General features: G+C 37.8%; 30 protein-coding genes. 11 read left to right on the forward strand and 19 right to left on the reverse strand.

The window, feature by feature from the left end:
* Positions 1-16: 16 nt before the first annotated feature.
* Positions 17-1,012, reverse strand: coding sequence for a galactose/glucose ABC transporter substrate-binding protein MglB (mglB, locus tag KP713_RS04355; RefSeq protein WP_215769958.1), 996 nt, complete (start codon positions 1,010-1,012; stop codon positions 17-19).
* Between the two features lie 186 nt (positions 1,013-1,198).
* Positions 1,199-2,197 (reverse strand): substrate-binding domain-containing protein, encoded by a 999-nt coding sequence (locus tag KP713_RS04360; protein ID WP_005636818.1) that lies wholly within the window; start codon positions 2,195-2,197, stop codon positions 1,199-1,201.
* A 210-nt stretch (positions 2,198-2,407) separates the two neighbouring features.
* On the opposite strand from KP713_RS04360, the gene galT reads away from it, so the two are divergent.
* The 3 genes from galT (at position 2,408) to galM (ending at position 5,719) form a co-directional block, all read left to right on the forward strand.
* On the forward strand, positions 2,408-3,457 hold the full coding sequence (galT, locus tag KP713_RS04365) for a galactose-1-phosphate uridylyltransferase (protein WP_215769959.1): 1,050 nt from the start codon (positions 2,408-2,410) through the stop codon (positions 3,455-3,457).
* A gap of 69 nt (positions 3,458-3,526) precedes the next feature.
* Positions 3,527-4,681, forward strand: coding sequence for a galactokinase (gene galK / locus KP713_RS04370; protein ID WP_215769960.1), 1,155 nt, complete (start codon positions 3,527-3,529; stop codon positions 4,679-4,681).
* 9 nt (positions 4,682-4,690) lie between these two features.
* On the forward strand, positions 4,691-5,719 hold the full coding sequence (gene galM / locus KP713_RS04375; protein WP_215769961.1) for a galactose-1-epimerase: 1,029 nt from the start codon (positions 4,691-4,693) through the stop codon (positions 5,717-5,719).
* Positions 5,720-5,804: 85 nt separating this feature from the next.
* Here the strand turns inward: galM and murA are convergent, their stop codons facing one another.
* From murA to KP713_RS04430, 11 genes are all read right to left on the reverse strand, one after another.
* The gene (murA, locus tag KP713_RS04380; RefSeq protein WP_215769962.1) at positions 5,805-7,079 is read right to left on the reverse strand and encodes a UDP-N-acetylglucosamine 1-carboxyvinyltransferase; all 1,275 of its coding nucleotides are present in this window, start codon (positions 7,077-7,079) and stop codon (positions 5,805-5,807) included.
* 11 nt (positions 7,080-7,090) lie between these two features.
* Positions 7,091-7,348, reverse strand: coding sequence for a BolA family protein (locus tag KP713_RS04385; protein ID WP_005631356.1), 258 nt, complete (start codon positions 7,346-7,348; stop codon positions 7,091-7,093).
* 11 nt (positions 7,349-7,359) lie between these two features.
* Positions 7,360-7,686 carry an STAS domain-containing protein gene (locus tag KP713_RS04390; protein WP_215769963.1) on the reverse strand — a complete coding sequence of 109 codons (327 nt, stop codon included), beginning with the start codon at positions 7,684-7,686 and terminating at the stop codon, positions 7,360-7,362.
* A gap of 10 nt (positions 7,687-7,696) precedes the next feature.
* Positions 7,697-8,344, reverse strand: a complete 648-nt coding sequence (gene mlaC, locus KP713_RS04395) for a phospholipid-binding protein MlaC (RefSeq protein ID WP_502793469.1) — start codon at positions 8,342-8,344, stop codon at positions 7,697-7,699.
* 25 nt (positions 8,345-8,369) lie between these two features.
* Positions 8,370-8,876 carry an outer membrane lipid asymmetry maintenance protein MlaD gene (gene mlaD / locus KP713_RS04400; protein ID WP_005636837.1) on the reverse strand — a complete coding sequence of 169 codons (507 nt, stop codon included), beginning with the start codon at positions 8,874-8,876 and terminating at the stop codon, positions 8,370-8,372.
* Between the two features lie 9 nt (positions 8,877-8,885).
* The gene (gene mlaE / locus KP713_RS04405; RefSeq protein ID WP_118816019.1) at positions 8,886-9,671 is read right to left on the reverse strand and encodes a lipid asymmetry maintenance ABC transporter permease subunit MlaE; all 786 of its coding nucleotides are present in this window, start codon (positions 9,669-9,671) and stop codon (positions 8,886-8,888) included.
* On the reverse strand, positions 9,668-10,462 hold the full coding sequence (mlaF, locus tag KP713_RS04410; RefSeq protein ID WP_215769964.1) for a phospholipid ABC transporter ATP-binding protein MlaF: 795 nt from the start codon (positions 10,460-10,462) through the stop codon (positions 9,668-9,670). The genes mlaE and mlaF overlap by 4 nt, the downstream gene beginning before the upstream one ends.
* A gap of 39 nt (positions 10,463-10,501) precedes the next feature.
* Positions 10,502-12,040, reverse strand: coding sequence for an apolipoprotein N-acyltransferase (gene lnt, locus KP713_RS04415; RefSeq protein WP_215769965.1), 1,539 nt, complete (start codon positions 12,038-12,040; stop codon positions 10,502-10,504).
* A gap of 122 nt (positions 12,041-12,162) precedes the next feature.
* A complete protein-coding gene (gene corC / locus KP713_RS04420; protein WP_215769966.1) occupies positions 12,163-13,062 on the reverse strand; it encodes a CNNM family magnesium/cobalt transport protein CorC in 900 nt (299 codons plus the stop codon).
* Positions 13,063-13,076: 14 nt separating this feature from the next.
* The gene (locus KP713_RS04425) at positions 13,077-14,834 is read right to left on the reverse strand and encodes a DUF3413 domain-containing protein (RefSeq protein ID WP_215769967.1); all 1,758 of its coding nucleotides are present in this window, start codon (positions 14,832-14,834) and stop codon (positions 13,077-13,079) included.
* 1 nt (position 14,835) lies between these two features.
* Positions 14,836-15,054: a YejL family protein gene (locus KP713_RS04430; protein WP_005625990.1), complete on the reverse strand. Its 219-nt coding sequence runs from the start codon at positions 15,052-15,054 to the stop codon at positions 14,836-14,838.
* Positions 15,055-15,182: 128 nt separating this feature from the next.
* Here KP713_RS04430 and yejK point away from each other — a divergent pair, with 128 nt between their 5' ends.
* From yejK to cpxA, 4 genes are all read left to right on the forward strand, one after another.
* On the forward strand, positions 15,183-16,199 hold the full coding sequence (gene yejK / locus KP713_RS04435) for a nucleoid-associated protein YejK (RefSeq protein WP_048953880.1): 1,017 nt from the start codon (positions 15,183-15,185) through the stop codon (positions 16,197-16,199).
* 64 nt (positions 16,200-16,263) lie between these two features.
* Complete coding sequence (gene bamE / locus KP713_RS04440) at positions 16,264-16,677, forward strand: outer membrane protein assembly factor BamE (RefSeq protein WP_048953882.1); 414 nt, start codon at positions 16,264-16,266, stop codon at positions 16,675-16,677.
* A gap of 56 nt (positions 16,678-16,733) precedes the next feature.
* A complete protein-coding gene (locus KP713_RS04445) occupies positions 16,734-17,441 on the forward strand; it encodes a response regulator (protein WP_048953883.1) in 708 nt (235 codons plus the stop codon).
* A gap of 4 nt (positions 17,442-17,445) precedes the next feature.
* Positions 17,446-18,852 carry an envelope stress sensor histidine kinase CpxA gene (cpxA, locus tag KP713_RS04450; protein ID WP_215769968.1) on the forward strand — a complete coding sequence of 469 codons (1,407 nt, stop codon included), beginning with the start codon at positions 17,446-17,448 and terminating at the stop codon, positions 18,850-18,852.
* Positions 18,853-18,893: 41 nt separating this feature from the next.
* On the opposite strand, the gene epmA is transcribed toward cpxA, so the two are convergent.
* Positions 18,894-19,865 carry an elongation factor P--(R)-beta-lysine ligase gene (gene epmA, locus KP713_RS04455; protein WP_215769969.1) on the reverse strand — a complete coding sequence of 324 codons (972 nt, stop codon included), beginning with the start codon at positions 19,863-19,865 and terminating at the stop codon, positions 18,894-18,896.
* Positions 19,866-20,080: 215 nt separating this feature from the next.
* On the opposite strand from epmA, the gene frdA reads away from it, so the two are divergent.
* Genes frdA through frdD form a run of 4 tightly spaced genes read left to right on the forward strand, consistent with a single transcriptional unit; the run spans position 20,081 to position 23,421 of the window.
* Positions 20,081-21,880 carry a fumarate reductase (quinol) flavoprotein subunit gene (frdA, locus tag KP713_RS04460; protein WP_215769970.1) on the forward strand — a complete coding sequence of 600 codons (1,800 nt, stop codon included), beginning with the start codon at positions 20,081-20,083 and terminating at the stop codon, positions 21,878-21,880.
* Positions 21,873-22,643, forward strand: a complete 771-nt coding sequence (locus KP713_RS04465; RefSeq protein WP_046950006.1) for a succinate dehydrogenase/fumarate reductase iron-sulfur subunit — start codon at positions 21,873-21,875, stop codon at positions 22,641-22,643. The genes frdA and KP713_RS04465 overlap by 8 nt, the downstream gene beginning before the upstream one ends.
* Positions 22,644-22,653: 10 nt before the next feature.
* Positions 22,654-23,064, forward strand: coding sequence for a fumarate reductase subunit FrdC (gene frdC, locus KP713_RS04470; RefSeq protein ID WP_215769971.1), 411 nt, complete (start codon positions 22,654-22,656; stop codon positions 23,062-23,064).
* A gap of 12 nt (positions 23,065-23,076) precedes the next feature.
* The gene (gene frdD, locus KP713_RS04475; protein WP_048953887.1) at positions 23,077-23,421 is read left to right on the forward strand and encodes a fumarate reductase subunit FrdD; all 345 of its coding nucleotides are present in this window, start codon (positions 23,077-23,079) and stop codon (positions 23,419-23,421) included.
* A gap of 128 nt (positions 23,422-23,549) precedes the next feature.
* On the opposite strand, the gene KP713_RS04480 is transcribed toward frdD, so the two are convergent.
* The 5 genes from KP713_RS04480 to KP713_RS04500 form a co-directional block, all read right to left on the reverse strand.
* Positions 23,550-23,843, reverse strand: coding sequence for a hypothetical protein (locus KP713_RS04480; RefSeq protein WP_215769972.1), 294 nt, complete (start codon positions 23,841-23,843; stop codon positions 23,550-23,552).
* Positions 23,844-23,851: 8 nt separating this feature from the next.
* Positions 23,852-24,367, reverse strand: coding sequence for a DUF8095 domain-containing protein (locus KP713_RS04485; protein WP_048953888.1), 516 nt, complete (start codon positions 24,365-24,367; stop codon positions 23,852-23,854).
* 210 nt (positions 24,368-24,577) lie between these two features.
* Complete coding sequence (gene ccmI, locus KP713_RS04490; RefSeq protein ID WP_048953889.1) at positions 24,578-25,495, reverse strand: c-type cytochrome biogenesis protein CcmI; 918 nt, start codon at positions 25,493-25,495, stop codon at positions 24,578-24,580.
* The gene (locus KP713_RS04495; RefSeq protein ID WP_046952745.1) at positions 25,496-25,957 is read right to left on the reverse strand and encodes a cytochrome c-type biogenesis protein; all 462 of its coding nucleotides are present in this window, start codon (positions 25,955-25,957) and stop codon (positions 25,496-25,498) included.
* Positions 25,957-26,502, reverse strand: a complete 546-nt coding sequence (locus tag KP713_RS04500) for a DsbE family thiol:disulfide interchange protein (protein ID WP_046942240.1) — start codon at positions 26,500-26,502, stop codon at positions 25,957-25,959. Before KP713_RS04500 ends, KP713_RS04495 begins: the two co-directional genes overlap by 1 nt.
* Positions 26,503-26,561 lie beyond the last annotated feature (59 nt).

The raw sequence follows: 26,561 nt of genomic DNA on the forward strand, positions 1-26,561 counted from the left end.
AAAAATTGATGAGAAATTATTTTAAGAAGTCGCTTAAGTTGTCTTTATCTACACCAACATAAGGGATACGTACAACACGATCTTTTAATTCCCATTTTGTGCCCTCAGTTGCTGCTTTGCCTTGTGCTAAGTTGTTAGATAATTGAACAACTGCTTTACCTTGGTTCACACCATCGTTTAACACAGTACCAGCAAGTTCACCTTTTTTGATGAGTTGTAATGCTTCTGGTAATGCATCCACACCGAAGATAGGGAGTTTTTTACCATGTGCTTTGGTTGCTTCTAATGCGCCTAATGCCATACCATCGTTGTTAGAAATAATTACTTCAATGTCGTTCGCTTTAGAGCTAGATAACCAAGCATCTACTTTATCTTTCGCCATTGCAGCATCCCACATACCTGTATCAATAAATAATTGTTCAGTTTGGATACCTTTTGCATTAAGTTCTTCAACTACGAATTTTGTACGTGCTTCAGCATCAGGGTGACCTGGTTCACCTTTTAATAATACGAATTGGATTTTGCCATCTTTATTTAAGTCTAGAGCTGGATTCGCTTTCCATTGTTTTGCAATTAAATCCCCTTGAATTAAGCCAGATTCTTTTGGATCAGTACCTACATAGTAAGCGTGTTCATAAGAACCGATAGCTTTTGCACCTGGGTCTTTATTAAAGAATACAACCGGAATGTTATCTGGTTTTGCTTTGCTAATAATGGTTGGCGCTGCAGCTGGGTCAACTAAGTTAATTGCAAGAGCTTTCACACCTTTGGAAAGTAATACATCAACTTGGTCATTTTGAATTGATTGTGCATTTTGGGAGTCATTCATTAATAAGTTAATGCCACCAAGTGCTTTAGCTTCTTTGTCGATTTCTTTACGCATTAAAGACATGAAGTTGTCATCGTATTTGTAAATGGTTACACCAATTTTGTTACTTGCTGCGAAGCTAGAAGATGCTGCACCTAAACCGATAGCCAAAGCAACCGCACTTAATACTGCTGTTTTTTTCATAATAACGCTCCTATTTTGGAATGTTGATGTTAGAGATAAATATTGCATTACATTCTGCAATTGATGCCATATTAGCGAATAATCTGCTTGGAATCTGTGATCAAACTCACATAAATGAAAACGATTACATTAAAAATTCGGATTTGTGATCGCTATCACATTTTATGAGTGCGTTTATCTTCAAATTTAGATAGATTCTACAGAAAAACGACGTACTAATGTTGGGTTAAATTGAATTGTTGATGGCGTTCTCACCTCATTATCGACAAGGCTTAATGCAAGGTTGGCTGCATAAGTTGCCATTAAATCAATAGGATAGCGAATGGTCGTCAATTTGGGAATTAAATAACGAGCGATTGGCATATCGTCAAAACCAATGATTGAAAATTGGCTTGGTACACTAATATTGTTTTCATTGAGAACTGAAATAGCTCCCGCTGCCATTGAATCGTTATAGGCAACTACCGCAGTGAGATCTTTGTTATAACTAAGTAAATCAATCATTGCTTTTTCACCACCTTCGAAGTCTGGTGAATTGTGCGTTATGGCATGCTCAATAATTGGATAATTATGATCTTTTAATGCAGTTAGATAACCATCTCGACGCTCAATTTCATCGAAAATTGCATGGTTAGATCCAATATATGCGATATGTTTATGACCACAACGGATAAGCATTTCCGTTGCTAAGTAGGTTCCTTTTTTATTGTCTAAACTTACGCAACGATTTTCATAGCCTTGAATCACTCGGTTGATAATCACCATTCCTGGTACTGTTTTCAAATAATGGCTAAGCTCATCGTCAGATAACGCTTTTGAATGCACAACTAAACAACTACAACGCTTGCGAAGTAAAGTATCAATAGCTTCACGTTCCTTCTCTGCATGGTGATAGCCAATACCAATCAAGATTGTTTTACGGTGTGCTTCTGCAACTTTATCTACGGCTTTCACTAAAATAGCAAAAAATGAGTCTGTTACATCGGTAACAACCACACCAATAGTATCGGTGTTTTGTATTGCAAGGGCTTTAGCATTTGCATTAGGCTGATAATTAAGTTGTTCAATTGCTTGTTTTACTGCAAGGCGGGTATCTTCACTGACTGAGGGATGCTGATTTACAACACGAGAAACAGTAGCAATAGATACATGGGCTAATTCGGCTACATCATGAATGGTGCTCATAGAATGCTCTCCATAATGAAATCACGTTTCTTATTATGTTCTTTCTAGATAAAATTGAAAGCGGTTACTTTCTGATTTGTAACCGAGATCACAAAAAACTTTCAGAGATTTTCCCATTATGTGATACTGATCACGGTTTATTTTTTTGAATTTGCTATCTTATGCGCAGTATTTTGTGTAATCGTTTACAATTTAGAAGGGGAGCCAATTATGAGTGATATTTTTGAACCAACCGAGCATCCACATCGTCGCTATAATCCGTTAATTGATCAATGGGTTTTGGTATCACCACATCGTGCTAAGCGTCCATGGCAAGGTCAACAAGAAAAAGTGAATGAAGAACAAAAACCAAGTTATGATCCAACTTGTTATCTTTGCCCGAGTAATAAGCGTATTACAGGTGAATTAAATCCAGATTATCGTAAACCTTATGTGTTTAAAAATGATTTTTCCGCGCTTTTAGAAGATACGCCAGCCCCTGAAAAATCCTCAGATCCACTTTTCCAAAGTTCTCAAGCTCGTGGGGAAAGTCGAGTCATTTGTTTCTCTCCAGATCATAGTAAAACATTGCCATTATTGACCGCACTTGAGATTGAAGAAGTGATTAAAGTATGGCAAGAGCAACTTCGTGAACTTGGTGCGAAATACCAATGGGTGCAAATTTTTGAAAACAAAGGAGCAGCAATGGGGTGTTCTAACCCACATCCACATGGTCAAATTTGGGCGAATAGTTTCTTGCCAAATGAAGTTGCTCGTGAAGATTGCACACAACGCGATTATTTGCTAAAACATGGTTCAGTAATGTTGGTTGATTATGTAAAACGAGAACTGGAGTTAAAAGAACGTATTGTCGTTGAAACTGAACATTGGGTAGCTTTAGTGCCTTATTGGGCTGTTTGGCCATTTGAAACATTGCTTTTACCAAAAACTCATGTAAAACGTTTAACTGAATTAAGTAACGAACAATCAAAAGATCTTGCGGTTATTTTGAAAAAATTGACGACCAAATACGACAATCTATTTGAAACCTCTTTCCCATATTCAATGGGATTTCATGCGGCACCATTTAATGGCGAAGATAACGAACATTGGCAGCTACATGCTCATTTTTACCCTCCTCTTTTACGCTCAGCAACCGTGCGTAAATTCATGGTGGGATATGAAATGTTAGGCGAAAGCCAACGCGATTTAACGGCAGAACAGGCAGCAGAGCGATTACGTGCTTTGAGTGAAGTTCATTACAAAGAAAGAACTAAATAATATAGCCAGTCCCCCTCTTTACAAAAGAAAGGGGAGATCGAGTACAGATTTAATATAAAGGATAGAAATATGACCCCAATCCAAAATGCTCAACAAATTTTCAATAAACAGCATAAAAATTTACCAGAAATTACCGTCTATGCGCCTGGCCGAGTCAATATCATCGGTGAACATACCGACTACAACGACGGCTTTGTTATGCCTTGTGCGATTAATTTTGGTACGGCCGTTTCTGGTACAAAACGAGATGATCATATTTGGAATGTTTATGCAGCGGATCTTGATGAAACTGATGAGTTTTCTCTCAATGTTGAAATTCCTAAGAGTGAACACAAATGGGCTAATTACGTGCGTGGGGTTGTAAAATTTATCCAAGAACGTTACCCGCACTTTCAACAAGGTGCAAATTTAGTGATTTCTGGAAATGTGCCTCTTTCTTCTGGATTAAGTTCTTCTGCTGCGTTAGAAGTTGCGGTGGGTAAATTCTGCCAACAACTTGGCGATTTACCACTTTCTAACACGGATATTGCATTGAATGGGCAAAAAGCGGAAAACCAATTTGTTGGTGCTAATTGTGGCAATATGGATCAGTTAATTTCCGCACTTGGGCAGGAAAATCACTTACTGATGATCGATTGTCGTAGTCTTGAAACCACTCCAACACCCGTGCCACAAGATGTCGCCGTTATTATTGTGAACTCAAACGTACCGCACGATTTGGTAACGGGTGAATACAATACTCGCCGTCAGCAATGTGAAGACGCAGCAAAATTTTTTGGAGTAAAAGCATTGCGTGATGTTTCAGTTGAACAATTCCGAAAAAGAGAAGCAGAATTGACCGCACTTTCACCATTAGCAGCAAAACGTGCTCGTCATGTCGTCACAGAAAATCAACGAGTACTCGATGCAGTGGAAGCATTGAAGAAAAATGATTTGACTCGTTTAGGTGAGTTAATGGGGGAATCCCATGATTCAATGCGTGATGATTTTGAGATTACCGTGCCACAAATTGATTATTTAGTTGAATTAGCTCAACTTGTTATTGGCAAAAGTGGCGGTGCACGTATGACGGGCGGCGGTTTTGGTGGTTGTATTATCGCACTTGCGCCGCATGATAAAGTCGATGCAGTTCGTAAAATTATTGCGGATAATTACGAGAAAACGACTGGTTTAAAAGAAACTTTTTATGTGTGCACTGCATCACAAGGTGTTCGAGTGATTTAAGAGAAAATGATGTTAGAACAAACCACTTTTAATGCGCCTGATGGTGCACCTTATCAGCTGATAACCCTACAAAATGAAAATGAAATGCGTGTTCAATTTATGGATTGGGGCGCAACTTGGCTTTCTTGTAAAGTGCCAGTAAACGGCAGTTTACGCGAGGTTTTATTGGGTTGTAAGGTTGAGGATTATCCCACTCATCAAAGTTATTTAGGTGCAAGCGTAGGGCGTTATGCAAATCGTATTGCAAATGCACAATTTGAATTGAATGGTGAACTCATTCAATTGAGAAGTAATCAAGGTAAACATCAGCTTCATGGTGGAGAGGGCTTTGATAAACGCCGTTGGAAAATTCAAAAGTGCGGTGAGAATTTTGTGTGTTTTTCATTACATTCAGTGGATGGTGATCAAGGTTTTCCTGGTAATGTGGATGTGTCTGTAACCTATACGCTAACAGATGATAATAGTGTAAAAATTGAATATGCAGGGATGAGTGATAAGGATACTGCATTGAACCTAACAAATCATGCTTATTTCAATTTAGAAAATGCAGAGCAAGGCAGTGACGTGCGTGAACATACATTACGTTTAAATGCTGATTTTTATCTGCCTGTAGATAATGAAGGGATTCCTAATTCTCCATTAAAGCACGTGGTGAATACAAGTTTTGACTTCCGTATTGCTAAACCCATCAAACAAGATTTTTTACAAGGGGATCAGCAAGTAACAAAAGGTTACGATCATTCTTTTATTGTCAATAAAGCTTGGCAAAAGCCTTGTGTGTTACTGACTTCTCCAACTGGTGATTTAAGTTTGGAAGTAAGAACCTCGCAAGCTGCATTGCAGGTTTATACGGGTAATTATCTTGTAGGCACACCAACGAGAAATGGCGGACAATATGCCGATTTTTCTGGCGTAGCGCTAGAAACCCAATGTTTACCCGACACTCCAAATCATCCTGAATGGCAAAATTACGGCGGAATTCAAAACGCAGGCGAACGATATTATCAATGGACGGAGTTTAAGTTTTTTAAAAAGTAATAATTACTGATAAACAGAGGGCTAATTTCTGAAAAACTCGAAATTAGCCCCTATATTAAATGAATCTAATAGTTAGTTTATTTTATTAAACTTCGCTCTCTCCAGAGAAACGTTCAATTCTAGCACCTAAACAACGAAGTTTCTCTTCTATATGTTCATAACCACGATCGATATGATAAATACGATCTACTATGGTTTCACCTGTTGCGATACAACCTGCAAGAACCAAACTGATTGATGCGCGTAAATCTGTCGCCATCACTTCTGCACCAGATAACTGTTCAACACCATGGCAAACCGCAGTATTCCCTTCAATTTCAGCTTTTCCACCCATGCGAATTAATTCAGGAATATGCATAAAACGATTTTCAAAAATCGTTTCAGTAATAATACTTGTACCCTCTGCCACCATATTTAATAAGGTGAATTGCGCCTGCATATCAGTAGGGAAACCAGGATGTGGTGCAGTACGAATATTTACTGCTTTAGGGCGATTTCCAAGCATATCTAAAGTGATACTATTCTCAGTAACATCAACTTGAGCGCCCGCTTCACGAAGTTTATCAATCACTGCATCTAAAGTATCAGCCTTAGTATTTTGACAAACAACACGACCACCCGAAATTGCTGCGGCAATTAAGAATGTACCCGTTTCAATACGATCTGGCACGACACTATGCTCACAACCAGTTAAACGTTCAACACCTTCAATAGTAATATGATCAGAACCCGCACCTGTTATTTGGGCACCCATTTTATTGAGGAAGTCAGCGGTATCAACAATTTCAGGTTCTCGTGCAGCATTTTCAATAATTGTTGTTCCTTTCGCAAGCGTTGCTGCCATCATAATAGATAAAGTTGCACCTACGCTTACCTTTTCCATTACAATACGAGTTCCCACGAGGCGATCTAATACTTGTGCTTTTACATATCCTTCTTCAAGAACGATGTCCGCGCCTAATTTTTCTAAACCGCTAATATGGAGATCAACCGGACGAGCACCGATAGAGCAACCGCCAGGTAACGATACTTGACCTTGATGAAAGCGAGCAACTAAAGGCGCCAATGCCCAAATTGAAGCACGCATGGTTTTAACTAATTCATAGGGGGCAGTGAAATGATCGATATTCGATGCATCTAATAAAACTGCGCCAGTTTCATCACGATCTACAACCACGCCTAATTTACGTAAAATTTTCAACGTGGTTTCAATATCTTTAAGCGCAGGAACGTTCGTGAGTTTAACTGGTTCCGTTGCCAAAATAGCGGCAAAAAGAATCGGAAGCGCGGCATTTTTTGCACCTGAAATATTCACGGTTCCACTTAAACGAGATTGCCCATAGACACGAAATTTTTCCATTTTTTGAATCCTTAATTAAGTTGGTTTAATGCACGATCACGTTTCCACTTTTCAGTGGTATAAGTTTTAATTGTTAACGCGTGAATTTCGCCAGTAGTAAAATAAGCCATTAACGGCGCATAAATTGTTTGTTGTTGTTTTACGCGAGAAAGTGCAGCAATTTCATCACTCACTACAATCACGCCAAAATGCGCGTTTTCACCTTGAGCATAAACCTCTTCTACATTTAGCGCATCTTTTAAAATTCGTTCAATTTCTTGAAGTTCCATCAGATTTCCGTTTAATTCAGATCTGTAAAATTTGCGATCCAATCAGACAAACCAACAAGATCTGCAAGGGTTAATAATTGTTTTGGTGGATAAACTAATCGCACTGTTTTGTTAAGCTTTTGGCACTCTCGTAAAAAATCACAAAGCGCTGCAAAACCGGCTGAATCAATATGTTGAATACCAGACAAATTCCATTCAACAACTGTTTTATCCAACGCATTAGCAGATAAAAAAACGTCATGTTGCTGCCACATAGGCAACAACGTATTGCGAGATAGCTCCCCTGACAAAAGGAGCGCTATCTTATCATCATTTTTCTTTAAATCCCAATTTAACATGGCAACAAAATTATTTGCTGAATGTTACAGGTTGAGCGGCTGATTTTTGTACTTGTGCAGTTAATGCATCAATACCCTGTTGACGTAAGATACCACTCCATTCTTGTTGTTTTGTTACAACCATGCTCACGCCTTCAGCAACCATGTCATAAGCTAACCATTCACCCGTTTTACCATTCTTACGCCATTTAAAATCTAATTTAATTGGTGCTGCACCATTGGTTTGAATAATATTCACACGAATATTTACTAAGTTTTTATCACCTAATGCTTTTTCTGGCTCAATTTGGATTTGTTGATTTGAATATGCCGTTAATACTTGTGCATAAGCTTGTTCAATAAAATCACCAAAAGCTTTAAAGAATTTTTCACGTTGTTCAGGCGTAGTAGATTTGAAATGAGAACCTAAAACTAAAGAACCTGCATAATTGACTTGAACATAAGGCAGTAAATCATTACGAACGATAGTACGTAGATAATTTGGATTCTTTTTAATCTGGCTTTGATTTGCCTGAATATCAGAAAACAATTTATCTGACGCTTGTTGCATTAATACATAAGGACTTGTTTCAGCCATAGCAGTACCAGCAACAAAAAGTGCGGTAAATACTAAGGTTAAAATTGCAAACCATTTTTTCACTCGGAAAAATTTCATCATAAATCTCCTAAATAAATGTTAGTTGTTATTGTACTGTAGGCTCAGTCTTTTCACTGTTACCATCAGATTTTTTATCGCCGTAAAGGAATTGGCCGATTAAATCCTCCAACACCATCGCAGATTTTGTATCCTGAATTTGGCTACCCTCTTTAAGCATTGCCGATTCACCATCATCAAACCCCATTGTCAATGCAATATATTGCTCACCTAACAAGCCAGATGTCTTAATTGATAAAGAACTGTTTTCTGGGATTTCATTATATTCCTGATTAATTGCAATACTAACTTTTGGTAAATAGCTTTTTTCATCAAGCGTAATACCGCTCACACGCCCAATAACCACTCCACCAACTTTTAATGGTGCACGTACTTTAAGTCCACCAATATTATCAAAAGTTGCCGTCACAGTATAAGATTTCGTCTCACCAAAACCTTGTACGTTGGCCACACGTAAACCTAAAAAAACTAAGGCACCAATACCAAGTAATAAAAATAATCCAACCCAAAATTCATATTTAATTGTTTGTCTCATAAAAAATCCTTAACCTGCTCCAAACATAATAGCAGTCAAAATGAAATCTAATCCTAGAACAACAAGAGAGGCATGCACAACTGTTCGTGTCGTAGCTTGGCTGATACCTTCTGATGTTGGCATACAATCATAACCATTAAAAAGCGCAATCCAAGTTACGGCTACAGCAAAGAAAACCGCTTTAATAAAGCCATTTAAAATATCATAGCTCCAACTCACGGAATTTTGCATCACAGACCAAAAGCTGCCTGAATCAACACCTTTCCAATCCACACCAACTAAGGAACCGCCCCAAATACCAATCGCGATAAACAAAATTGACAAAATTGGCATGGAAATAACGCCTGCCCAAAAACGAGGTGCAATCACTCGACGTAAAGGATCAACAGCCATCATTTCAAGACTAGAAAGTTGTTCAGTGGCTTTCATTAAGCCTATTTCAGCCGTCAATGCAGAACCTGCTCGACCAGCAAATAAAAGTGCGGTAACAACAGGACCTAATTCTCGTAAAAGAGAAAGCGCTACAAGCTGTCCCAAACTTGTTTCAGCAGAAAAATCGACTAACACAACATAACCTTGTAGTCCTAATACCATTCCAATAAATAAACCGGACAACAAAATAATGAGTAACGATTGGACACCTAAAACATGCATTTGCTTCACAAGCAAAGGAAAATGCTTACGAATTTGTGGCTTGCCGATCAAAGCGCCAAATAACATAAAGCCTGCTCGGCCTAATGCACGGAAAAAGTTAATCACCTGTTTTCCCAAAGCAGAAATAAAATTGACGATCATTCAAACAATTCCTTCACATAATCTTGCGCTGGGTACTTAAAGCGCACAGGACCATCAGATTCACCTTTTAAGAATTGCACCACTCGCGGATCTTGGCTTTGTAAAAGCTCCTCAGATGTTCCTTCTGCGATGACTTTTTGGTCTGCAATAATATAGGCATAATCTGCAATACTCAATACTTCCTCCACATCGTGCGACACGACGATAGAAGTCAAATTTAACGCTTCATTTAATCGTTTAATCAGGCTCAAAATTACGCCCATACTGATTGGATCTTGCCCCGTAAATGGCTCATCAAACATAATTAAATCAGGGTCAAGCGCAATAGCGCGTGCTAATGCAGCTCGACGAGCCATACCACCCGAAAGTTCTGAAGGCCTCAATGCGGCTGCGCCTCGCAACCCAACAGCCTCCAATTTCATCAACACGATTTGACGAATTAAACTTTCAGGCAAATTCGTATGTTCACGAATAGGAAAAGCGACATTATCAAAAGTAGAAATATCCGTAAAAAGCGCACCGGATTGGAATAACATCCCCATCCGCTTGCGTACTTCGTACAGTTCACTATTAGATAGGCGACAAATATCTTGCCCATCAAACAAAATTTCACCTTGTTCTGGTATCAGTTGCCCACCTATCAATTTAAGTAAGGTGGTTTTACCAATCCCCGACGGCCCCATAATCGCAGTGATTTTTCCCTTTTTTACTTGCAAATTCAGGTTATCGTAAATCACGCGATCACCGCGTTTAAAGGTGAGATTCTTAACTTCAATTAGATTTTGATTCATTAAAATCTCGTTTATAAATAAAAAGTGCGGTCGTTTTGACTAGCGTTTTTGTGAAAGGTTCATCTTACGACGAACAAACGCCATCATGCCGTGTAATACTAAAAACAACAATGACAAAGCATATAAAGGCATATTTCCTAGCACAGAATAAGGGGTTTTGCCTTCCGCAGGTGCAATTTTCTGCGTCAACGTTGTTTCAATAAACTGCGGTGCCTGTGTTAACACCTTACCTTGTGCATCAACAAAGACTGAAATCCCCGTATTCGTTGCACGAATAAGCGGTTTACCCAATTCTAAAGCGCGCATTCTTGCCATCTGTAAATGTTGCCAAGGCCCAATCGAATCACCAAACCAGGCATCATTAGAAATTGTGAGCAAATAATCCGTATCTGGTTTCAAATTTTGCCGCACTTGTTCGCCAAAAATAATCTCATAGCAAATTGCTGGCGAAAAAGCACGTTTTTTTGCCATTAAAGATGGCTGAATCGCGTCCCCGCTTTGAAATGCAGACATCGGCAAATTAAACACGGAATTCAGTGGTCGCAGAATACTTTCTAGTGGAACATATTCACCGAACGGCACGAGATGATGCTTACTATAACGATTTAACGTATCTGGCTGATAAGGAAAGTCTGGGTTTCCAGCAGTCATAATAGAATTAAGCAATTTACCAGATTTCGTATCTTGGAATACCGTGCCAATCATTATCTCCGTTTTCGTTTCTTTAGCAGCACGATCTAATCCTTCAAAAAATGGGGTAATCGCATTTTCAAGAGTTGGCAACGCTGATTCAGGCAAAATAATTAAATCTGTTTTACCAAGATTTTCTGCAATTAATTTTTGATAAATCTCCAAAGTAGAATAGAAATAAGCAGGATCCCATTTGAGATTTTGTTCAATATTTCCTTGAGCAAGCGTGACTGAAATTGCCTTATCTTCAACAGATTTTACAAAGTGAATTCGGGATAAATAAGTACTTAATCCCCCCACGATGATCAATAATAAAACATTCGCCAAGACTAATTTAAGATTTTTTGTTTTAAACAAAGATAAAACAAAATTAAAAACCACCGCACTTGCCCAAACGGTAAAAAACGTCAATCCTGTTACCCCAAAAATCGGAGCGATGCCATAAAATGGGCTGTCAATTTGTGTATAACCAAACTGAAGCCAAGGAAAACCAGTAAAAATCCAACCACGTAAAAACTCTGTAAATGTCCAAATCACGGCGAAAATTACCGCACTTTGAACGTTGAAACGCTGAACCAAATAGGTAAAGAGCATCGGGTATAGCGCAAGATAAGCTGCAAGTAAACCGACAAGGAAATAACTTACACCTAAAGACGCACCGCCAAATTGGTGAATACTGACATTAAGCCAACTCACCCCAAAACAGAAAAATCCCATCGACCACAAAAACGTCGCTAAAAGTGCGGTGGATTTTTTAGGATTTTTAGCGACATAAAGTAAACCGAGTAAAGAAACATAGGCTAAAGGCCAATAATCAAATGGCGAGAAGGCAAAAACACCGGCTAAACCAGATATAATCGCAATAAGATAAGTAAAATATTTATTCATAGATTCAATTATATTTTGCACGCCCTCACGAGCGTCTTTTGTGTTGAAATTTAAAATTCCATTTCAAGTAAATAAAAAGCACGCGTTATAAAACGCGCGCCATCATTAAAGATGATAAAATGCTATTCGGCTTTTTCTTCCACATCATCCATTTCTGCCAAATGTTCATCCGGCACTGTGACTCGAAGTTGAATCAATCGGCGACTATCTGCCGAGGTGACTTTAAATTGAAGATTGTTCAACGTAATTTCTTCACCACGTTTTGGTAAATAACCAAAAGTTTGCATAATCAGACCACCAATGGTATCCACTTCTTCATCATCAAAATCTGTATTAAATTGCGCATTGAAATCATCAATATCTGTGAGCGCACGCACAGCATAAGTATGACGAGAAAGCTGACGAATATCTGCGACCTCCTCTTCATCAAATTCATCTTCAATATCGCCAACAATTTGTTCCAGTATATCTTCAATGGTAACAAGGCCAGATACCGCACCAAATTCGTCCACCACAATAGCCATATGGAAACGCTCAGAGCGGAAATCTTTCAACATACGATCCACTCTTTTGCTTTCTGGCACAATCACGACGGGACGTAATAATAAAGATAAATCAAACTCTTCGGCATCTTCACGTAAAAATTTCAATAAATCTTTTGCATGCAAAATGCCTACGATATTATCGCGATCATCTGCATCGGCAATCACAGGAAAACGAGAATGTGCGGATTCAATAATTGTGTTTAAACAAGTATTTAAATCTTGTTGATCTTCAATAAAAATAATTTGTGAACGAGGAATCATAATATCTCGAACACGAAGCTCCGCGATTTCCATCACGCCTTCTATCATTTCACGCGTATTTTGATCAATTAAATCGTTTTGTTCTGAATCGCGAATCACTTCCACAAGTTCTTCACGATTTTTTAGTTCACCTTGAAAAAAGCGACCAAATAAAGATTGAAAAAAAGTTTTTTTCGTATTTTCAGATTGGTTTAAATTTTGCTGTTCGTCGTTCATATTATTTTATCTATCTATTTTTCAAAAAATTGATTTTCAAGTTGAAACGTTTCCAAGAATAAGCCTAACGGCGGTCTATCCGAAGATTGCTCCTCATAGTTAGGGTTAAACTTTTTGTAGTTACCTTTACGATTAATATGATATTGAGTGCCATCTGATTGAATAATTACATTCCAATTAAAATTAGACGCTTGAACCCAATCGCGCCCGCTCAGGTCAAATAAATTAGCCCCTTGTGTATAATCCATTAATCTATTTTCTACATGGAAAATTTGTCTCATCAATGCAGGTAAAATATCGGTATGACTGCTTAACCCATATTGCTTGCCTACCGGTAAATCTTTCCAATATACAAGCAATGGCACTTGAACTTCATCGCGCCCAAAGTAGTTTTCTCGCTCTTTTTCATTCATTTCATTAAAGGTTACACCATGCTCTGACGTGATAATGACTAATGTATTTTCAAGCGGTGTACTTTCTAACGCTTTTGCTAAAAGAGAATCAATGTCCTGCAAAGTGCGGTCATAATCTGATGGATTTTTAGCCTCCAAGGCTAAATCCAAATAAGCAAACCAAGGTGAGACAGTTTTTTGTGCTTTAATAAAATCATTGAGATTTTTTACCGCACTTTCATTATTTGGTTTATTGGTTTTATTCGATGAAAGTTTCATTTCACGAAATAATGCTTGGCGGAAGACGCTATCTTTGAAATTCGTAGCAGAAAATAAACCCAATTGATAATTTTCAGCACGTAATTTTTCGATTAAAACAGATTGGGTATGATTGCTTAAAACGCTATCGGTGTAATTTGCATTTAGCCCGTAAAATAACCCAATTAAGCCTGCGTTGTTACTGTTACCTGTGCTGTAATGATTAGTGAATTCTGTTGAACTTGTCGCAAATTCAGCAAGTTTTGGCATCTTTTCACTAGAAATCGCATCATGGCGCAAACCTGAAACCGTTACGATCAGAATATTAGATTTATGCGTAATTGGTGCATAAGTGAGTTCTTTTTTCGGATAATCAATTTTTAAGGCATCTAAACGACCTTCTTGCTCCAATTTTTGCGTATATTCTTCTCCATCCAAGAAACCGTGTTTTTCTAAAAAAGAACGAGCTGTCATTGGATAAGATAAAGGGAAATTAGAACGTTGCATGGTGATAGGACGATACAAATAAGCATCAGCCCAAGCATAAATTAAATGCGTCGCAATGAACGTTGCGGTTAAGAATATGCCAGTACTTTTTAGCCATTTTTGGCGTTCAAGACTGCGTAATTTTTCCCAACTCCAGCGAGAAAATAACATTTGAGCCAGTAAAATTATTGGCATTGGTGCAAAGAAAATTTGCCAATCGCGTGACATTTCACCATTTTCTGGATTGACCAGCAAATTCCATACAACAGAGGATAAATGCAGATTAAAACGATTGAAAACGGCGGTATCAAATAATAATAAGGTTATACAAATCGTGGAAAAAATCACGGTTAATCCGCGAAAAGTGCGGTGGTTTTTAACAATGAAACTCAGTGGAAAGACCACGAGTAAGTACAACGCAAAAACATTGAAACTGAAATGCCCGAGCAAACTCACAAAGAAATAAAGTTTTCCTGCGAGAGTATCTGGCCAGTCAATGATAAAGGCATAACGAGTGCCAATAAGAATAGCAACAATAATATTAAAAAAGGCAAACCAATGACCCCACGAGATTTTTCGTGAAACGTCATCGCGGTATTGTTTGCCACTGAAGGTGCCTTTTTTAATCCATTTCATATTAACGTGTTTTTACCGCATTAATTAAGGAATTAGAAAACGCTTGAGCTAATGCCTCACGTTGAGTTTGTGGCACACTGGTGGTTAATAAATTACTCGCCATGTTACCCAGTGCGATTAAGGATAGATCTACAGGGGCTTTATGCTTTTCTAATACTGCGATCATATCGTTTACAATCGCACTTAATTGAGCATCAGAATATTTAGAATGTTGAGCCATAATGTTAAAAATAAAACAAAAAATTTGGCTTATGATACCCGATTATTTGGTAGAACCTAAATAATTTCTTTTTTCTTGCTTAAAAAGTGCGGTTATAATTTGCGGCAAATTTTTCAAAGGTGACAAAAATGAGTATTACCGTTAATCAAATTGTTTTGCATCAGTTAGTCAAAAATGTGGATGGCGACAGCATAAAAATGGAAAGCGTATTACGCGATGAGCTGTTGTCAATTACGCCAGAAGTAGAACAAATGATGTTGCAACTTCATCAAGGCTATCAAAATAAAGCTAAGGCTTTTGGTGTGTTTCAGGAAAAGTCTATATTTGCACAACATTTAAATCGTTTATTGGAACAAGAAATTGAGTTTTTAGGTTTTAGTCAATACTCAACAAAATTGCTTGCAGATGAGCTAGGTAAATATAACTTTGCAGAAAGTGGTACTTTGATTTTATGTCAATATAATTTCTTAGCAACAGATTATTTGTTTATTGCATTGCTTGATAGCCGTCATAGTATGTTAGTGGATGAGCATTTAGATATTCGCCGTACAGAATATCTTGATATTACTCAGTTTGATATTGCGGCAAGAGTGAATTTGACGGATTTGCAGGTGAATGCAAACTCTAATCGTTATTTAACTTTCATAAAAGGCCGTGTCGGTCGAAAAATTAGTGATTTTTTCATGGATTTTTTAGGTGCCGAAGAAGGATTAAATCCACAAGTACAAAATCAGTGTTTATTGCAAGCAGTGAGTGATTACTGCGATCAAGGCGAACTCAACAAAGAGCAAACTCAAGCGGTGAAAAAACAAGTGTTTGAATATTGCAAAGCTCAACTTGCAGGCGGTGATGAAATTGAATTGCAGGAACTTTCTGATTCCTTACCCACTCTAAACGAACAGCCTTTTGTTACCTTTGCGGGAGAACAGAATTATGGCTTGGAAGATAGCATTCCGCCAGTACGTTCAACTTTAAAATCCCTAACGAAATTCACTGGTTCAGGAAAGGGGGTGAGTATTAGTTTCGATGCCGATTTATTAAATACTCGAATTCAATGGGAACCAATGACGGATACGCTTACTATCAAGGGTTTACCGCCGAATTTAAAAGATCAATTACAAAAGGCTTTAAAATCAGAGAATTAATTTGGAAATATGCTCAAACTTGGGTATTATTTGACAGTACTTTTGCACAAATAAGGTAAAGAAAATGCAAGTTAAAACACTTTTAGGCGCAACCTTTTTAGCATTAAGCGTCGCTTCTTGTTCCACCGTTGAAAAAGTTGTATATCGAATTGATGTACCGCAAGGCAACTATTTAGAAGCGACTACAGTTGCTCAAGTTAAAGAAGGCATGACAGCTCAACAAGTACAATATTTGTTGGGTACGCCAGTATTAATCGATCCTTATAATAGTCAGACTTGGTACTATGTGTTCTTACAACAACGTGCTTATGAAACACCTGTTCAACACACTTTCACTGTAAAATTTGATCAACGTGGTATGGTGACAGAAACCAATCTTGATAAACCTTTGCCAGAAGTTTTGCAACAAGGCGAAAACAACACCATTATTCAAACTGGTGAGAAACCAAAATCAAGCTGGTGGCAATTCTGGAAATAAGCTTACACTTATAATGACAGTATAAACACAGACGTTTGATAAAAAGGACAGCGCCTATGTCAAAGCTCTTACTCGTTGATGATGACATTGAATTAACGGAATTACTATCTGCACTCCTGAAACTGGAAGGATTTGAAGTTCAAACAGCAAATAATGGATTAGAGGCATTACAAAAACTGGATGAAGGCCATGAGTTGGTTTTACTTGATGTGATGATGCCTAAGCTAAATGGTCTTGATACATTAAAAGAAATTCGTAAAGTCTCTAATGTGCCAGTGATGATGCTTACTGCAAGAGGTGACGATATCGATCGCGTGCTTGGTTTAGAATTGGGTGCGGATGATTACTTGCCTAAACCATTTAATGATCGTGAATTAGTTGCCCGTATAAAAGCTATTTTACGCCGTAGCGTCCTCCTCAAAACAGAAAACGGTAAATCTACAAAAAATTCTGAAAATGAAAATTCAGTAATATTCTTTCACGGGATTGAATTACATCCAATTTCTCAACGAGCTATTTATCAAGGTAAAGATTTAAATTTAACTAGCACAGAATTTTTACTATTTTACCAATTAATTCAATCTCCAAATGGTAGCGCAACCAGAGATGAACTCAGTGAGAAAGTATTGGGCAAGCCTCTTACTCCCTTTGACCGTTCCATTGATATGCATATGTCAAATCTACGTAAAAAACTCCCTCTCCGAGAGAATGATCTACCTTGGTTTAGAACATTACGTGGACGTGGATATCTTTTAGTGCCATAGAATAATGAAACTCACTAAGATTTTTAATATTAACCAATTAGCCATACGTACATTTTCAGTTTTCTGGATAGCATTCTTTGTCATGATGACACTTATTGTTATCATGCCTTATTTTGATCTTCGAATTTATACGCCTTTAAAAGAATCTGAAGTAATCAACTACCAGAAAAGAATCATGGATACAATACGGAATAAACAACTTAGTAATCTACTCGTAGAGGCCCCCGTATTGCCAACAGATAAATACAATCCATATCGTCCTGTTTTAGTCAATTTACAGACCCAAAATATATTAGGTGAATTACCGGAAGAGCGTGATGCAATTTTAGCATTCTCTGTTGTTTCTGATGATTTTTCTCATCCCAAACGAAAAACTTTCAATGATTTACAAATTGTTGGCCCATTCCAAATTTATCTTAGTGATAAACCTGACGAATATGCTTTATTCTTCATCAATCATATAAATCCACAACAAGCAATTTTAAATTATTTATTTGATAACCCAGCTATGCTTGGTTTCTTAATCTTATTAATTACTACACCATTACTCTGGTGGTTCACAAAAACCATTGTCAACCCAATATCTCGTTTACAAGAAGCCGCAAATTCTGTCGCCCTAGGGAACTTTAAAATTGATCGTAACTTATCCCTATCAGGCCCTCTTGAACTTCGACAAGTTGGAAGAAGTTTTAATAGAATGTCAACGGCGATTGACAATCTTATCTCCAATCAACAATCTTTACTGTCTTCCATTTCACATGAGCTTAAAACACCACTAGCACGTTTACAACTAGCTACAGCGCTTGTTCGCCATGAATGTGGTGAAACAGATAGCGTAAAACGCATTGAAAGAGAAATTGGCCGAATGGATAAAATGATTAGTGAATTGCTTCTACTTTCACGCCAGCAAATGAATAGCCAAATGGAACGGGATATTTTTTATGCTAATACGCTTTGGACTGATATTATCAACGATGCAAAATTTGAGGCAGAGCAACGTGGTATAGCGTTTCTCACAAATATTCGTTTACCTAAAAATGAATTACAACTTAACGGCAATTTTAGATTGCTAGAAAGTGCGGTCGAAAACATTGTGACAAATGCTCTTAAATACACCAAGGATAAGATCGAACTTCATATTTTTATCCAAGAAGAAGAAGAAGAAGAAGAATTTCTCAGGATCCGTATAGATGACAACGGATCTGGAGTCCATCCAGATGAATTTGAAAAAATCTTCAAACCATTTTATCGAGTAGATGAGACGCGAACTAGAACGACTGGCGGCACAGGACTAGGATTGGCGATTGTGTCTAATGTTATTCAGGAACATCAAGGAAAGGTCTGGGCTGAAAAAAGCCCACTAGGCGGGCTTGCTGTTACTATACGATTGCCATTATGGATCAGTAACTAAAAATATCAAAAGTGCGGTAAATTTTTTACCGCACTTTTCGTCTAGGCATTATCTACGGCAAAAGAAATCACTTCATTAATTTTCTCACAACCTAACGCAACCATAATCAGACGATCGACTCCTAGCGCAACGCCAGAAGAGTTTGGTAAGCCAGCTTCTAATGCAGCCAGAAAACGTTCGTCAATATCTCGAATTGGCAATCCGTGTTTCTTTCTTTGTTGATTATCTAATTCAAAACGATGTCTTTGTTCTCGTGCATCTGTCAATTCATGGAAACCATTTGCTAGTTCTAACCCTTTGTAATAAAACTCAAAGCGTTCTGCAACTCGCTGATCTTCTGGGCTCACTTGTGCTAGGGCGGCTTGCGTTGAAGGGAAATGATAAACCGCAACAGGTCGTTCTTTTCCTATTTGAGGTTCAACGACTTCACTAAATAAGAACTGCAATAAAGTATCTCGCTCTTCATTATCTTCAGCCATAAAGCTATGTTTACGCGCCACTTCGATTAATTCTGAACGTTCTGCAGATAAGGGATCTAAACCTACATATTCTTGGAAAACAAATTGGTAGCTTAAACTTTCTGCAGGTGGGCAATCTAAAATTTGTTGGAGTAAATCATCTACTTCATTAATTAAACGATGCATATTAAAGTGCGGTCGATACCATTCTAACATAGTAAATTCTGGATTGTGGCGATTACCGGCTTCTTCATTACGGAACACTTTACTGATTTGGAATATCGGTCCACTGCCTGCAGCAAGCAAGCGTTTCATATGATATTCAGGGCTTGTAGAAAGCCAAAGTGTTTTCGATTGTTCACCAAAAGGCGCGAGAAATTCTGTGCTAAATGTGGAAAGGTGCAAATCAGTGACGCCAAATTCACTTAGAACAGGCGTTTCAACTTCAAGCAAGCCTCGCTCTGTAAAAAATTGACGAATTTCAGCAATAATTTTTGCACGTTTAAGAAGATTTTTTATATCGGCAGAAGGTTGCCAATGAGTAAGTGCGGTCATTTTTATTCCCATTTTTAAATTTGCATCATTGTAAACGAGAGCCCTTCTCAACTCAATCTAAGCTTTTTTGAGGTAGATCACAAAATCATCCTTTTTCCCTTTCCCTACATAAAAAACGTTATTAATTTGTAACAAAAAATGGCAGAATGACCTTACTAGATTACCCTTTTAGGGTGATTTCTATTTTTTACTTTCTACATTTATTGGAGGATATCGTGCAAACAGTTAATGTCGATATTGCGATTGTTGGCGCTGGTGGCGGCGGTTTACGTGCAGCGATTGCAGCAGCAGAAGCAAATCCTAACTTAAAAATTGCATTAGTTTCAAAAGTGTACCCAATGCGTAGCCATACCGTGGCAGCAGAAGGTGGCGCAGCGGCAGTTATCAAAGAGGAAGATTCTTACGATAAACACTTCCAAGATACCGTTGCTGGTGGTGACTGGCTTTGCGAACAGGATGTTGTGGAATATTTTGTACAACATTCACCTGTGGAAATGACTCAATTAGAACGTTGGGGATGTCCTTGGAGCCGTAAAGCTGATGGCGATGTAAACGTACGTCGTTTTGGTGGAATGAAAATTGAGCGTACTTGGTTCGCTGCCGATAAAACAGGTTTCCACTTATTACACACGCTTTTCCAAACTTCTATTCAATATCCACAAATCCAACGTTTTGATGAACACTTCGTATTAGATATTCTTGTTGATGATGGCCATGCTCGTGGTATGGTTGCAATGAATATGATGGAAGGTTCGCTTGTTCAAATTAATGCAAATGCGGTTGTGATTGCAACGGGTGGTGGTTGTCGTGCATTTAAATTCAATACCAACGGCGGTATTGTAACAGGTGACGGCTTATCTATGGCGTATCGTCATGGTGTACCACTTCGTGATATGGAGTTTGTTCAATATCACCCAACAGGTTTACCGAATACAGGTATTTTAATGACTGAAGGTTGTCGTGGTGAAGGCGGTATCTTAGTGAATAAAGATGGCTACCGCTATCTTCAAGATTACGGTCTAGGACCTGAAACACCAATTGGCAAACCACAAAATAAATATATGGAACTTGGTCCACGTGATAAAGTTTCTCAAGCATTCTGGCAAGAATGGAAAAAAGGTAATACCTTAAAAACAGCGAAAGGCGTAGATGTGGTGCATTTAGATTTACGTCATCTTGGTGAAAAATATTTACATGAGCGTCTGCCATTCATTTGTGAATTAGCAAGTGCTTATGAAGGTGTAAATCCAGTGAATGAGCCAATCCCAGTTCGTCCAGTTGTTCACTACACGATGGGCGGTATTGAGGTTGATTTTAACAGCGAAACTCGTATCAAAGGTTTATTTGCTGTAGGTGAGTGTGCATCTTCAGGTTTACATGGTGCAAACCGCTTAGGCTCTAACTCTTTAGCTGAACTTGTTGTGTTAGGTCGTGTTGCTGGCGAATATGCGGCACAACGTGCTGTAGAGGCTCAATCTGTAAATCAAAGTGCGGTTGATGCTCAAGCTAAAGATGTTGTTGCTCGTTTAGAAGCCCTTCATAAACAAGAAGGTAACGAATCTTGGTCTGAAATCCGTGACGAAATGGGTTCTGTAATGGAAGAAGGCTGTGGTATTTACCGTGACCAAGCAAGCATGCAAAAAGCAGTAGATAAAATTGCAGAATTAAAAGAACGTTACAAACGTATTCGTGTAGCAGATAACTCAAGCGTGTTCAATACAGATGTACTTTATACAGTTGAGTTAGGCTACATCCTAGATGTTGCACAATCTATTGCAAATTCAGCGATTGAACGTAAAGAATCTCGTGGTGCTCACCAACGCTTAGATTACACTGAACGTGATGATGTAAATTATTTAAAACACACACTTGCTTTCTACAATGAGAATGGTGCACCGCGCATTGAATACAGTCCGGTGAAAATTACTAAATCTCAACCTGCAAAACGTGTTTACGGTGCGGAAGCAGAAGCTCAAGAAGCCTCTGCGAAAGCTAAGGAGCAAGCAAATGGCTAATTCACCAGTAATGAATGTTGAAGTATTACGCTACAATCCTGAAATCGATCAAGAGCCGCATCTAAGTACCTATCAAGTACCTTATGATAATCAAACTTCATTGCTTGATGCGTTAGGTTATATTAAGGATAAACTTGAGCCATCTCTTTCTTATCGTTGGTCTTGCCGTATGGCGATTTGTGGTTCTTGCGGGATGATGGTAAATAACAAACCGAAATTAGCTTGTAAAACGTTCTTACGTGATTACAGCGGCCATATGCGTATTGAGCCGTTAGCAAACTTCCCAATTGAACGTGACTTGGTGGTTGATTTAAGCCACTTTATCGAAAGTTTAGAGGCAATTAAACCTTATATTATTGGTAACGAAGCACCAGCATTAGATGGTAAACCACATCCATCAAAAGAATTGCAAGCAAGTCGCACTAAACAAACGCCTGCACAGCTTGAGAAATATCGTCAATTCTCAATGTGTATCAACTGTGGTTTATGCTATGCTGCTTGCCCTCAATTTGGTTTAAATCCTGAATTCTTAGGCCCTGCAGCTATTACTATGGCTCATCGTTATAATCTTGATAACCGTGACCATGGTAAAGCAAAACGTATGTCATTGTTAAATGGTAAAAACGGGGTTTGGAGTTGTACTTTCGTTGGCTATTGCTCAGAAGTTTGTCCAAAACATGTGGATCCTGCTTCTGCAATTAATCAAGGAAAAGTGGAAAGTGCCAAAGATTATGTTATCTCTATGCTAAAACCAAAAAGCTAAGGGGGAAGGAATGTCAGTAACAGTTAGTAAACGTAAAAAATATGTTCGTCCAATGACAGCGACTTGGTGGCAAAAATTGGACTTCTACAAAGCTTATATGCTACGTGAAGCGACTTCAATCTTTGCTGTATGGTTTTGTATCGTGTTGCTTTATGGTGTTCTTTGCCTCGCAAGCAATCCAATGCCAGGCTTAGGCATCTTGAGCTTTATTGAGTTTTTAAGAAACCCAATTGTGGTGTTCTTAAATATTATTACGCTTATCGCAACGTTTTATCATACGGTGACATATTTCTTAATGACGCCAAAAGTGATGAATATCATTGTGAAAAATGAACGCTTACCACACCGCGTTGTAAGAAATGCACTTTGGGCGGTAACAGCATTAGTTAGCGTGATTGCTTTAGTTTTAGTTTATATCTAAGGGAGAGAAAAAATGGTTGATCAAAATCCAAAACGCTCCGGCGAACCGCCAGTATGGTTAATGTTCGGTGCAGGCGGCACAGTGAGTGCAATTTTTTTCCCTGTCGTTATTTTAATTATCGGTTTGTTATTACCATTTGGTTTAGTCGATGCGCATAATTTAATTACTTTTGCTTATTCTTGGATTGGTAAATTAGTTATTTTAGTGCTTACTATTTTCCCAATGTGGTGCGGTTTACATCGTATTCACCACGGTATGCACGATCTTAAAATACATGTGCCAGCTGGTGGATTTATCTTTTATGGTTTAGCCACAATTTATACCGTTTGGGTGTTATTTGCGGTAACGAGTCTATAAGAGCTAGATTCATTATAAAAAAGCGAGCATAAGCTCGCTTTTTTTACTATAAAATTATCGTCCTTTCTAATTATTACAATCAAAAAAACAGCTATAAAAATATAGCTGTCTAAATTCTCAAATTTCTATTACCAATTATGATAATGATGATAATAACCGACACCCACAGCGGGGACCACAGGAAGAGTAGGGCTAATAATTCTTACTTTCGCTTTCTCATCACTCGCATTCATTTTTAGTGGTGTTTCTTCTTGTTTAGAGACCCGAGCTTTTTGTAAGGCAACAACAGTATTTCCACTCTGCACTCGGGCGTTATATTCCTGAACTGTTTTCATATCATAAATGCCATTATCTGGCTTATTATCAGAAGAACATGCAACTAATAAACATGTTATACCTAATACTAAAATATTTTTTTTCATATCCACCTCTATTTACAAATTACTTCTGTTAACACCGCTTTCCCTTCTGATACATTGTTAACAGCCTTTTCCTTCAATTTCTTATTTTCTATAATTTGAATACGCTCAGATACTTTTTTATCAGAAATAGAATAAACGGGTACATAACTTAAATTTTGCGTATTCTTCCCACCATAAATTGTAGCGCCAGTTACGCTGCCATAATATTCTGTTTTATCATTGGGTGAAAGATAATTGTGGGTTGAATTTGTATAATTTACACCTCTAGCCTTAAACCCTTTACAAATCCCAGCCGGAGATTCATAAATAGTTTGAGATGAACTCATCTCATCCATTTTATAAACTTTTAATTCAATACTCTGCCCCAAAAGCTGTACATCATTATCTGAAATTTCAGACGAAAAGCTTTTTTGATCTGCCGAATCAACATAAGTAATATTACTTGCAATAGAAACCCGAGCAATAACAAGGCTGCTAACCATAAGAAAAAATAACGGAACCGAAATATAAGATTGATGCTTCATATTTATTTTTTCCTTAGTCTTTACTATATTGATATCGCTCTAACGTCAAACCATCAGGCTTAAAAAAGAATAACATTTCAAGCGATAAATTATCTATTCTAATTAGTTCGTATTAATTATGATAGTAACATAATGAAAACCTAATAAATAGGTTCATCATCAATAATCATTTTTACCGCACTATATCAGAAAGCACTACAATGCTCTAGGTTATTTTTCAGGGGTAATACTTTTTGATTTTTCTTCGTTCTGCGCTTCTAAAGCATCACGCGCGGCACGAATACTTTTTTCAATTAATGGAACCCTCTCATCATCTTTCGGCATTAAGCGCAGCATCATCGCCCAAGTCACTGCCGCCATTTTATAATCTTCCGTTTCAAAATAACGGAATGCGAGCAAACTTAGGGCCTCAACATTAGTATGATCTTGACGAATCACTTCACGTAATAAATCGCCACCTTTTAGTTTATCAGTCGCATCATCAGAGAACATCAACACGCGAGCATAGCCTAATTTATATTGCACATTATCTGGTTCTAACTTGTTGGCCTTCTGATAACTATCAAATGCTAAACGTACATCACCTAAATTCATCCCAATCTGACCGAGCATCCACCATTTTTTTGCATCAGTTGGATTTTTCTGCAAATCGATTCGAAGTGCGGTAGAAAATTGCTGCATTTCTGCATCAGAAAATGGATTTTTATCTTCATCTTTCATTCGCTCATAGAAATATGGCAATTTCGCATAAGTTTGCTCTAACATCGATTCAGCTTGCCAAGAGCCCACCATAAAATAAGAAGAGCCCGCGATAATTCCTAGCGCCAACACGCCAGACACAAACCACACTTTTCCATAAGATTTGCCAGAATAATCCGCATTCTCTTGAACCTTGCTCGGCACATCATCAAGCAAGGTCTTCTGTAATTCTTGTTTGAGTTGCTCAACATTTTCAACTAAACCTTGGGAATTATCTTGCTCAATTTCTTCCAAGCGCGAGAAATATAACGCCTTATTTAAATCATCACGTTTTTGCCAATGTTTCGCTTTGAATTGACGCAATAAAGGATAAAAACAAATTAACGCCACAACTAAAGTGGTTAATATAAAAATTAATGCAAAATTCATCTATTTATCCTTGTTTAATAATTCTGCCAAACGCGCATTATCTTCATCAGTTAAAACATCTTGGGATTTCACCGCACTTTGAGCTTTTGGTTTACGTCTTAATAAAAATACCACGCCTAACAATACAAGCAATAATGGCGCAATCCATAGCACTAATGTACTCGCTGTCATAGGAGGATCGTAAGTTACAAAATTGCCGTAGCGTGCCACCATATAATCCACTACATCATTTTTCGATTTGCCTTCTTGTAAAAGCTCAAATACTTTGCCACGCATATCCACTGCGATAGTCGCATTGGAATCCGCAATATTGTTATTTTGACATTGAGGGCAACGCAAAGATTGTGTTAATTGGTGGTAATCGCTCTCTTGCTGTGGAGAAGTAAAATTAAGTGCATCAATGGCTGAAAACGCCACTGAGCTAAACAAAAGTGCGGTCAAAAATAGCCATGTTTTTTTCATTATTGTTGCTCCGAAAGTTTGTCATAAATTGGTTTTAAAGTCTGAGTCCAAACTTTCTCGTTTACATCACCGGCATAACGATAATGAATCACACCTTTTCCATCTACAATGAAAGTTTCTGGTGCCCCATATACTCCTAAATCCAAACCGAAAGAACCTTTTTCATCTTTTAAAACAACTTTATAAGGATTGCCAAGATCTTTTAACCACTTCATTGCTTTAGGGGATTCATCTTTATAATCTAAACCGATAATTCGCACACCGTCCTTAGCAAGTTTATTTAAATATTGATGTTCGGCATAACAAGTCGGACACCACGTCGCCCACACATTAAGCAAAACCGGCTTACCTTGTTGAAACAATTCATTCGTGTAAGCTTTATTTTCAAAAAGCTCTGTTAAATTTTTTGCCGGCACAGGCTTTCCAACCAAAGCAGATTCTAGTGCTTTAATATCTTCACCTTGCGCATTGCGTTTTAATTGCACTAAAAATGCAATTGTTATCGATAAAAAGAGAATAAGAGGAACGAGTAATTTTTTTTTCATTTTTTACCGCACTTTAAATATAAAAAACCAAAGTAGACTTTTATAAAAGCCCGCATTGT

Origin of the sequence: Haemophilus sp. SZY H36 (assembly GCF_018829625.1) — a bacterium.
Lineage (GTDB): Bacteria > Pseudomonadota > Gammaproteobacteria > Enterobacterales > Pasteurellaceae > Haemophilus > Haemophilus haemolyticus_K.

What these genes read in the sequence shown, in the direction of transcription:
- mglB (WP_215769958.1), bottom strand. Translation starts at nt 1,012, where the DNA reads ATGAAAAAAACAGCAGTATTAAGTGCGGTTGCTTTGGCTATCGGTTTA.
- KP713_RS04360 (WP_005636818.1), bottom strand. Translation starts at nt 2,197, where the DNA reads ATGAGCACCATTCATGATGTAGCCGAATTAGCCCATGTATCTATTGCT.
- galT (WP_215769959.1), top strand. Translation starts at nt 2,408, where the DNA reads ATGAGTGATATTTTTGAACCAACCGAGCATCCACATCGTCGCTATAAT.
- galK (WP_215769960.1), top strand. Translation starts at nt 3,527, where the DNA reads ATGACCCCAATCCAAAATGCTCAACAAATTTTCAATAAACAGCATAAA.
- galM (WP_215769961.1), top strand. Translation starts at nt 4,691, where the DNA reads ATGTTAGAACAAACCACTTTTAATGCGCCTGATGGTGCACCTTATCAG.
- murA (WP_215769962.1), bottom strand. Translation starts at nt 7,079, where the DNA reads ATGGAAAAATTTCGTGTCTATGGGCAATCTCGTTTAAGTGGAACCGTG.
- KP713_RS04385 (WP_005631356.1), bottom strand. Translation starts at nt 7,348, where the DNA reads ATGGAACTTCAAGAAATTGAACGAATTTTAAAAGATGCGCTAAATGTA.
- KP713_RS04390 (WP_215769963.1), bottom strand. Translation starts at nt 7,686, where the DNA reads ATGTTAAATTGGGATTTAAAGAAAAATGATGATAAGATAGCGCTCCTT.
- mlaC (WP_502793469.1), bottom strand. Translation starts at nt 8,344, where the DNA reads ATGATGAAATTTTTCCGAGTGAAAAAATGGTTTGCAATTTTAACCTTA.
- mlaD (WP_005636837.1), bottom strand. Translation starts at nt 8,876, where the DNA reads ATGAGACAAACAATTAAATATGAATTTTGGGTTGGATTATTTTTATTA.
- mlaE (WP_118816019.1), bottom strand. Translation starts at nt 9,671, where the DNA reads ATGATCGTCAATTTTATTTCTGCTTTGGGAAAACAGGTGATTAACTTT.
- mlaF (WP_215769964.1), bottom strand. Translation starts at nt 10,462, where the DNA reads ATGAATCAAAATCTAATTGAAGTTAAGAATCTCACCTTTAAACGCGGT.
- lnt (WP_215769965.1), bottom strand. Translation starts at nt 12,040, where the DNA reads ATGAATAAATATTTTACTTATCTTATTGCGATTATATCTGGTTTAGCC.
- corC (WP_215769966.1), bottom strand. Translation starts at nt 13,062, where the DNA reads ATGAACGACGAACAGCAAAATTTAAACCAATCTGAAAATACGAAAAAA.
- KP713_RS04425 (WP_215769967.1), bottom strand. Translation starts at nt 14,834, where the DNA reads ATGAAATGGATTAAAAAAGGCACCTTCAGTGGCAAACAATACCGCGAT.
- KP713_RS04430 (WP_005625990.1), bottom strand. Translation starts at nt 15,054, where the DNA reads ATGGCTCAACATTCTAAATATTCTGATGCTCAATTAAGTGCGATTGTA.
- yejK (WP_048953880.1), top strand. Translation starts at nt 15,183, where the DNA reads ATGAGTATTACCGTTAATCAAATTGTTTTGCATCAGTTAGTCAAAAAT.
- bamE (WP_048953882.1), top strand. Translation starts at nt 16,264, where the DNA reads ATGCAAGTTAAAACACTTTTAGGCGCAACCTTTTTAGCATTAAGCGTC.
- KP713_RS04445 (WP_048953883.1), top strand. Translation starts at nt 16,734, where the DNA reads ATGTCAAAGCTCTTACTCGTTGATGATGACATTGAATTAACGGAATTA.
- cpxA (WP_215769968.1), top strand. Translation starts at nt 17,446, where the DNA reads ATGAAACTCACTAAGATTTTTAATATTAACCAATTAGCCATACGTACA.
- epmA (WP_215769969.1), bottom strand. Translation starts at nt 19,865, where the DNA reads ATGACCGCACTTACTCATTGGCAACCTTCTGCCGATATAAAAAATCTT.
- KP713_RS04465 (WP_046950006.1), top strand. Translation starts at nt 21,873, where the DNA reads ATGGCTAATTCACCAGTAATGAATGTTGAAGTATTACGCTACAATCCT.
- frdC (WP_215769971.1), top strand. Translation starts at nt 22,654, where the DNA reads ATGTCAGTAACAGTTAGTAAACGTAAAAAATATGTTCGTCCAATGACA.
- frdD (WP_048953887.1), top strand. Translation starts at nt 23,077, where the DNA reads ATGGTTGATCAAAATCCAAAACGCTCCGGCGAACCGCCAGTATGGTTA.
- KP713_RS04480 (WP_215769972.1), bottom strand. Translation starts at nt 23,843, where the DNA reads ATGAAAAAAAATATTTTAGTATTAGGTATAACATGTTTATTAGTTGCA.
- KP713_RS04485 (WP_048953888.1), bottom strand. Translation starts at nt 24,367, where the DNA reads ATGAAGCATCAATCTTATATTTCGGTTCCGTTATTTTTTCTTATGGTT.
- ccmI (WP_048953889.1), bottom strand. Translation starts at nt 25,495, where the DNA reads ATGAATTTTGCATTAATTTTTATATTAACCACTTTAGTTGTGGCGTTA.
- KP713_RS04495 (WP_046952745.1), bottom strand. Translation starts at nt 25,957, where the DNA reads ATGAAAAAAACATGGCTATTTTTGACCGCACTTTTGTTTAGCTCAGTG.
- KP713_RS04500 (WP_046942240.1), bottom strand. Translation starts at nt 26,502, where the DNA reads ATGAAAAAAAAATTACTCGTTCCTCTTATTCTCTTTTTATCGATAACA.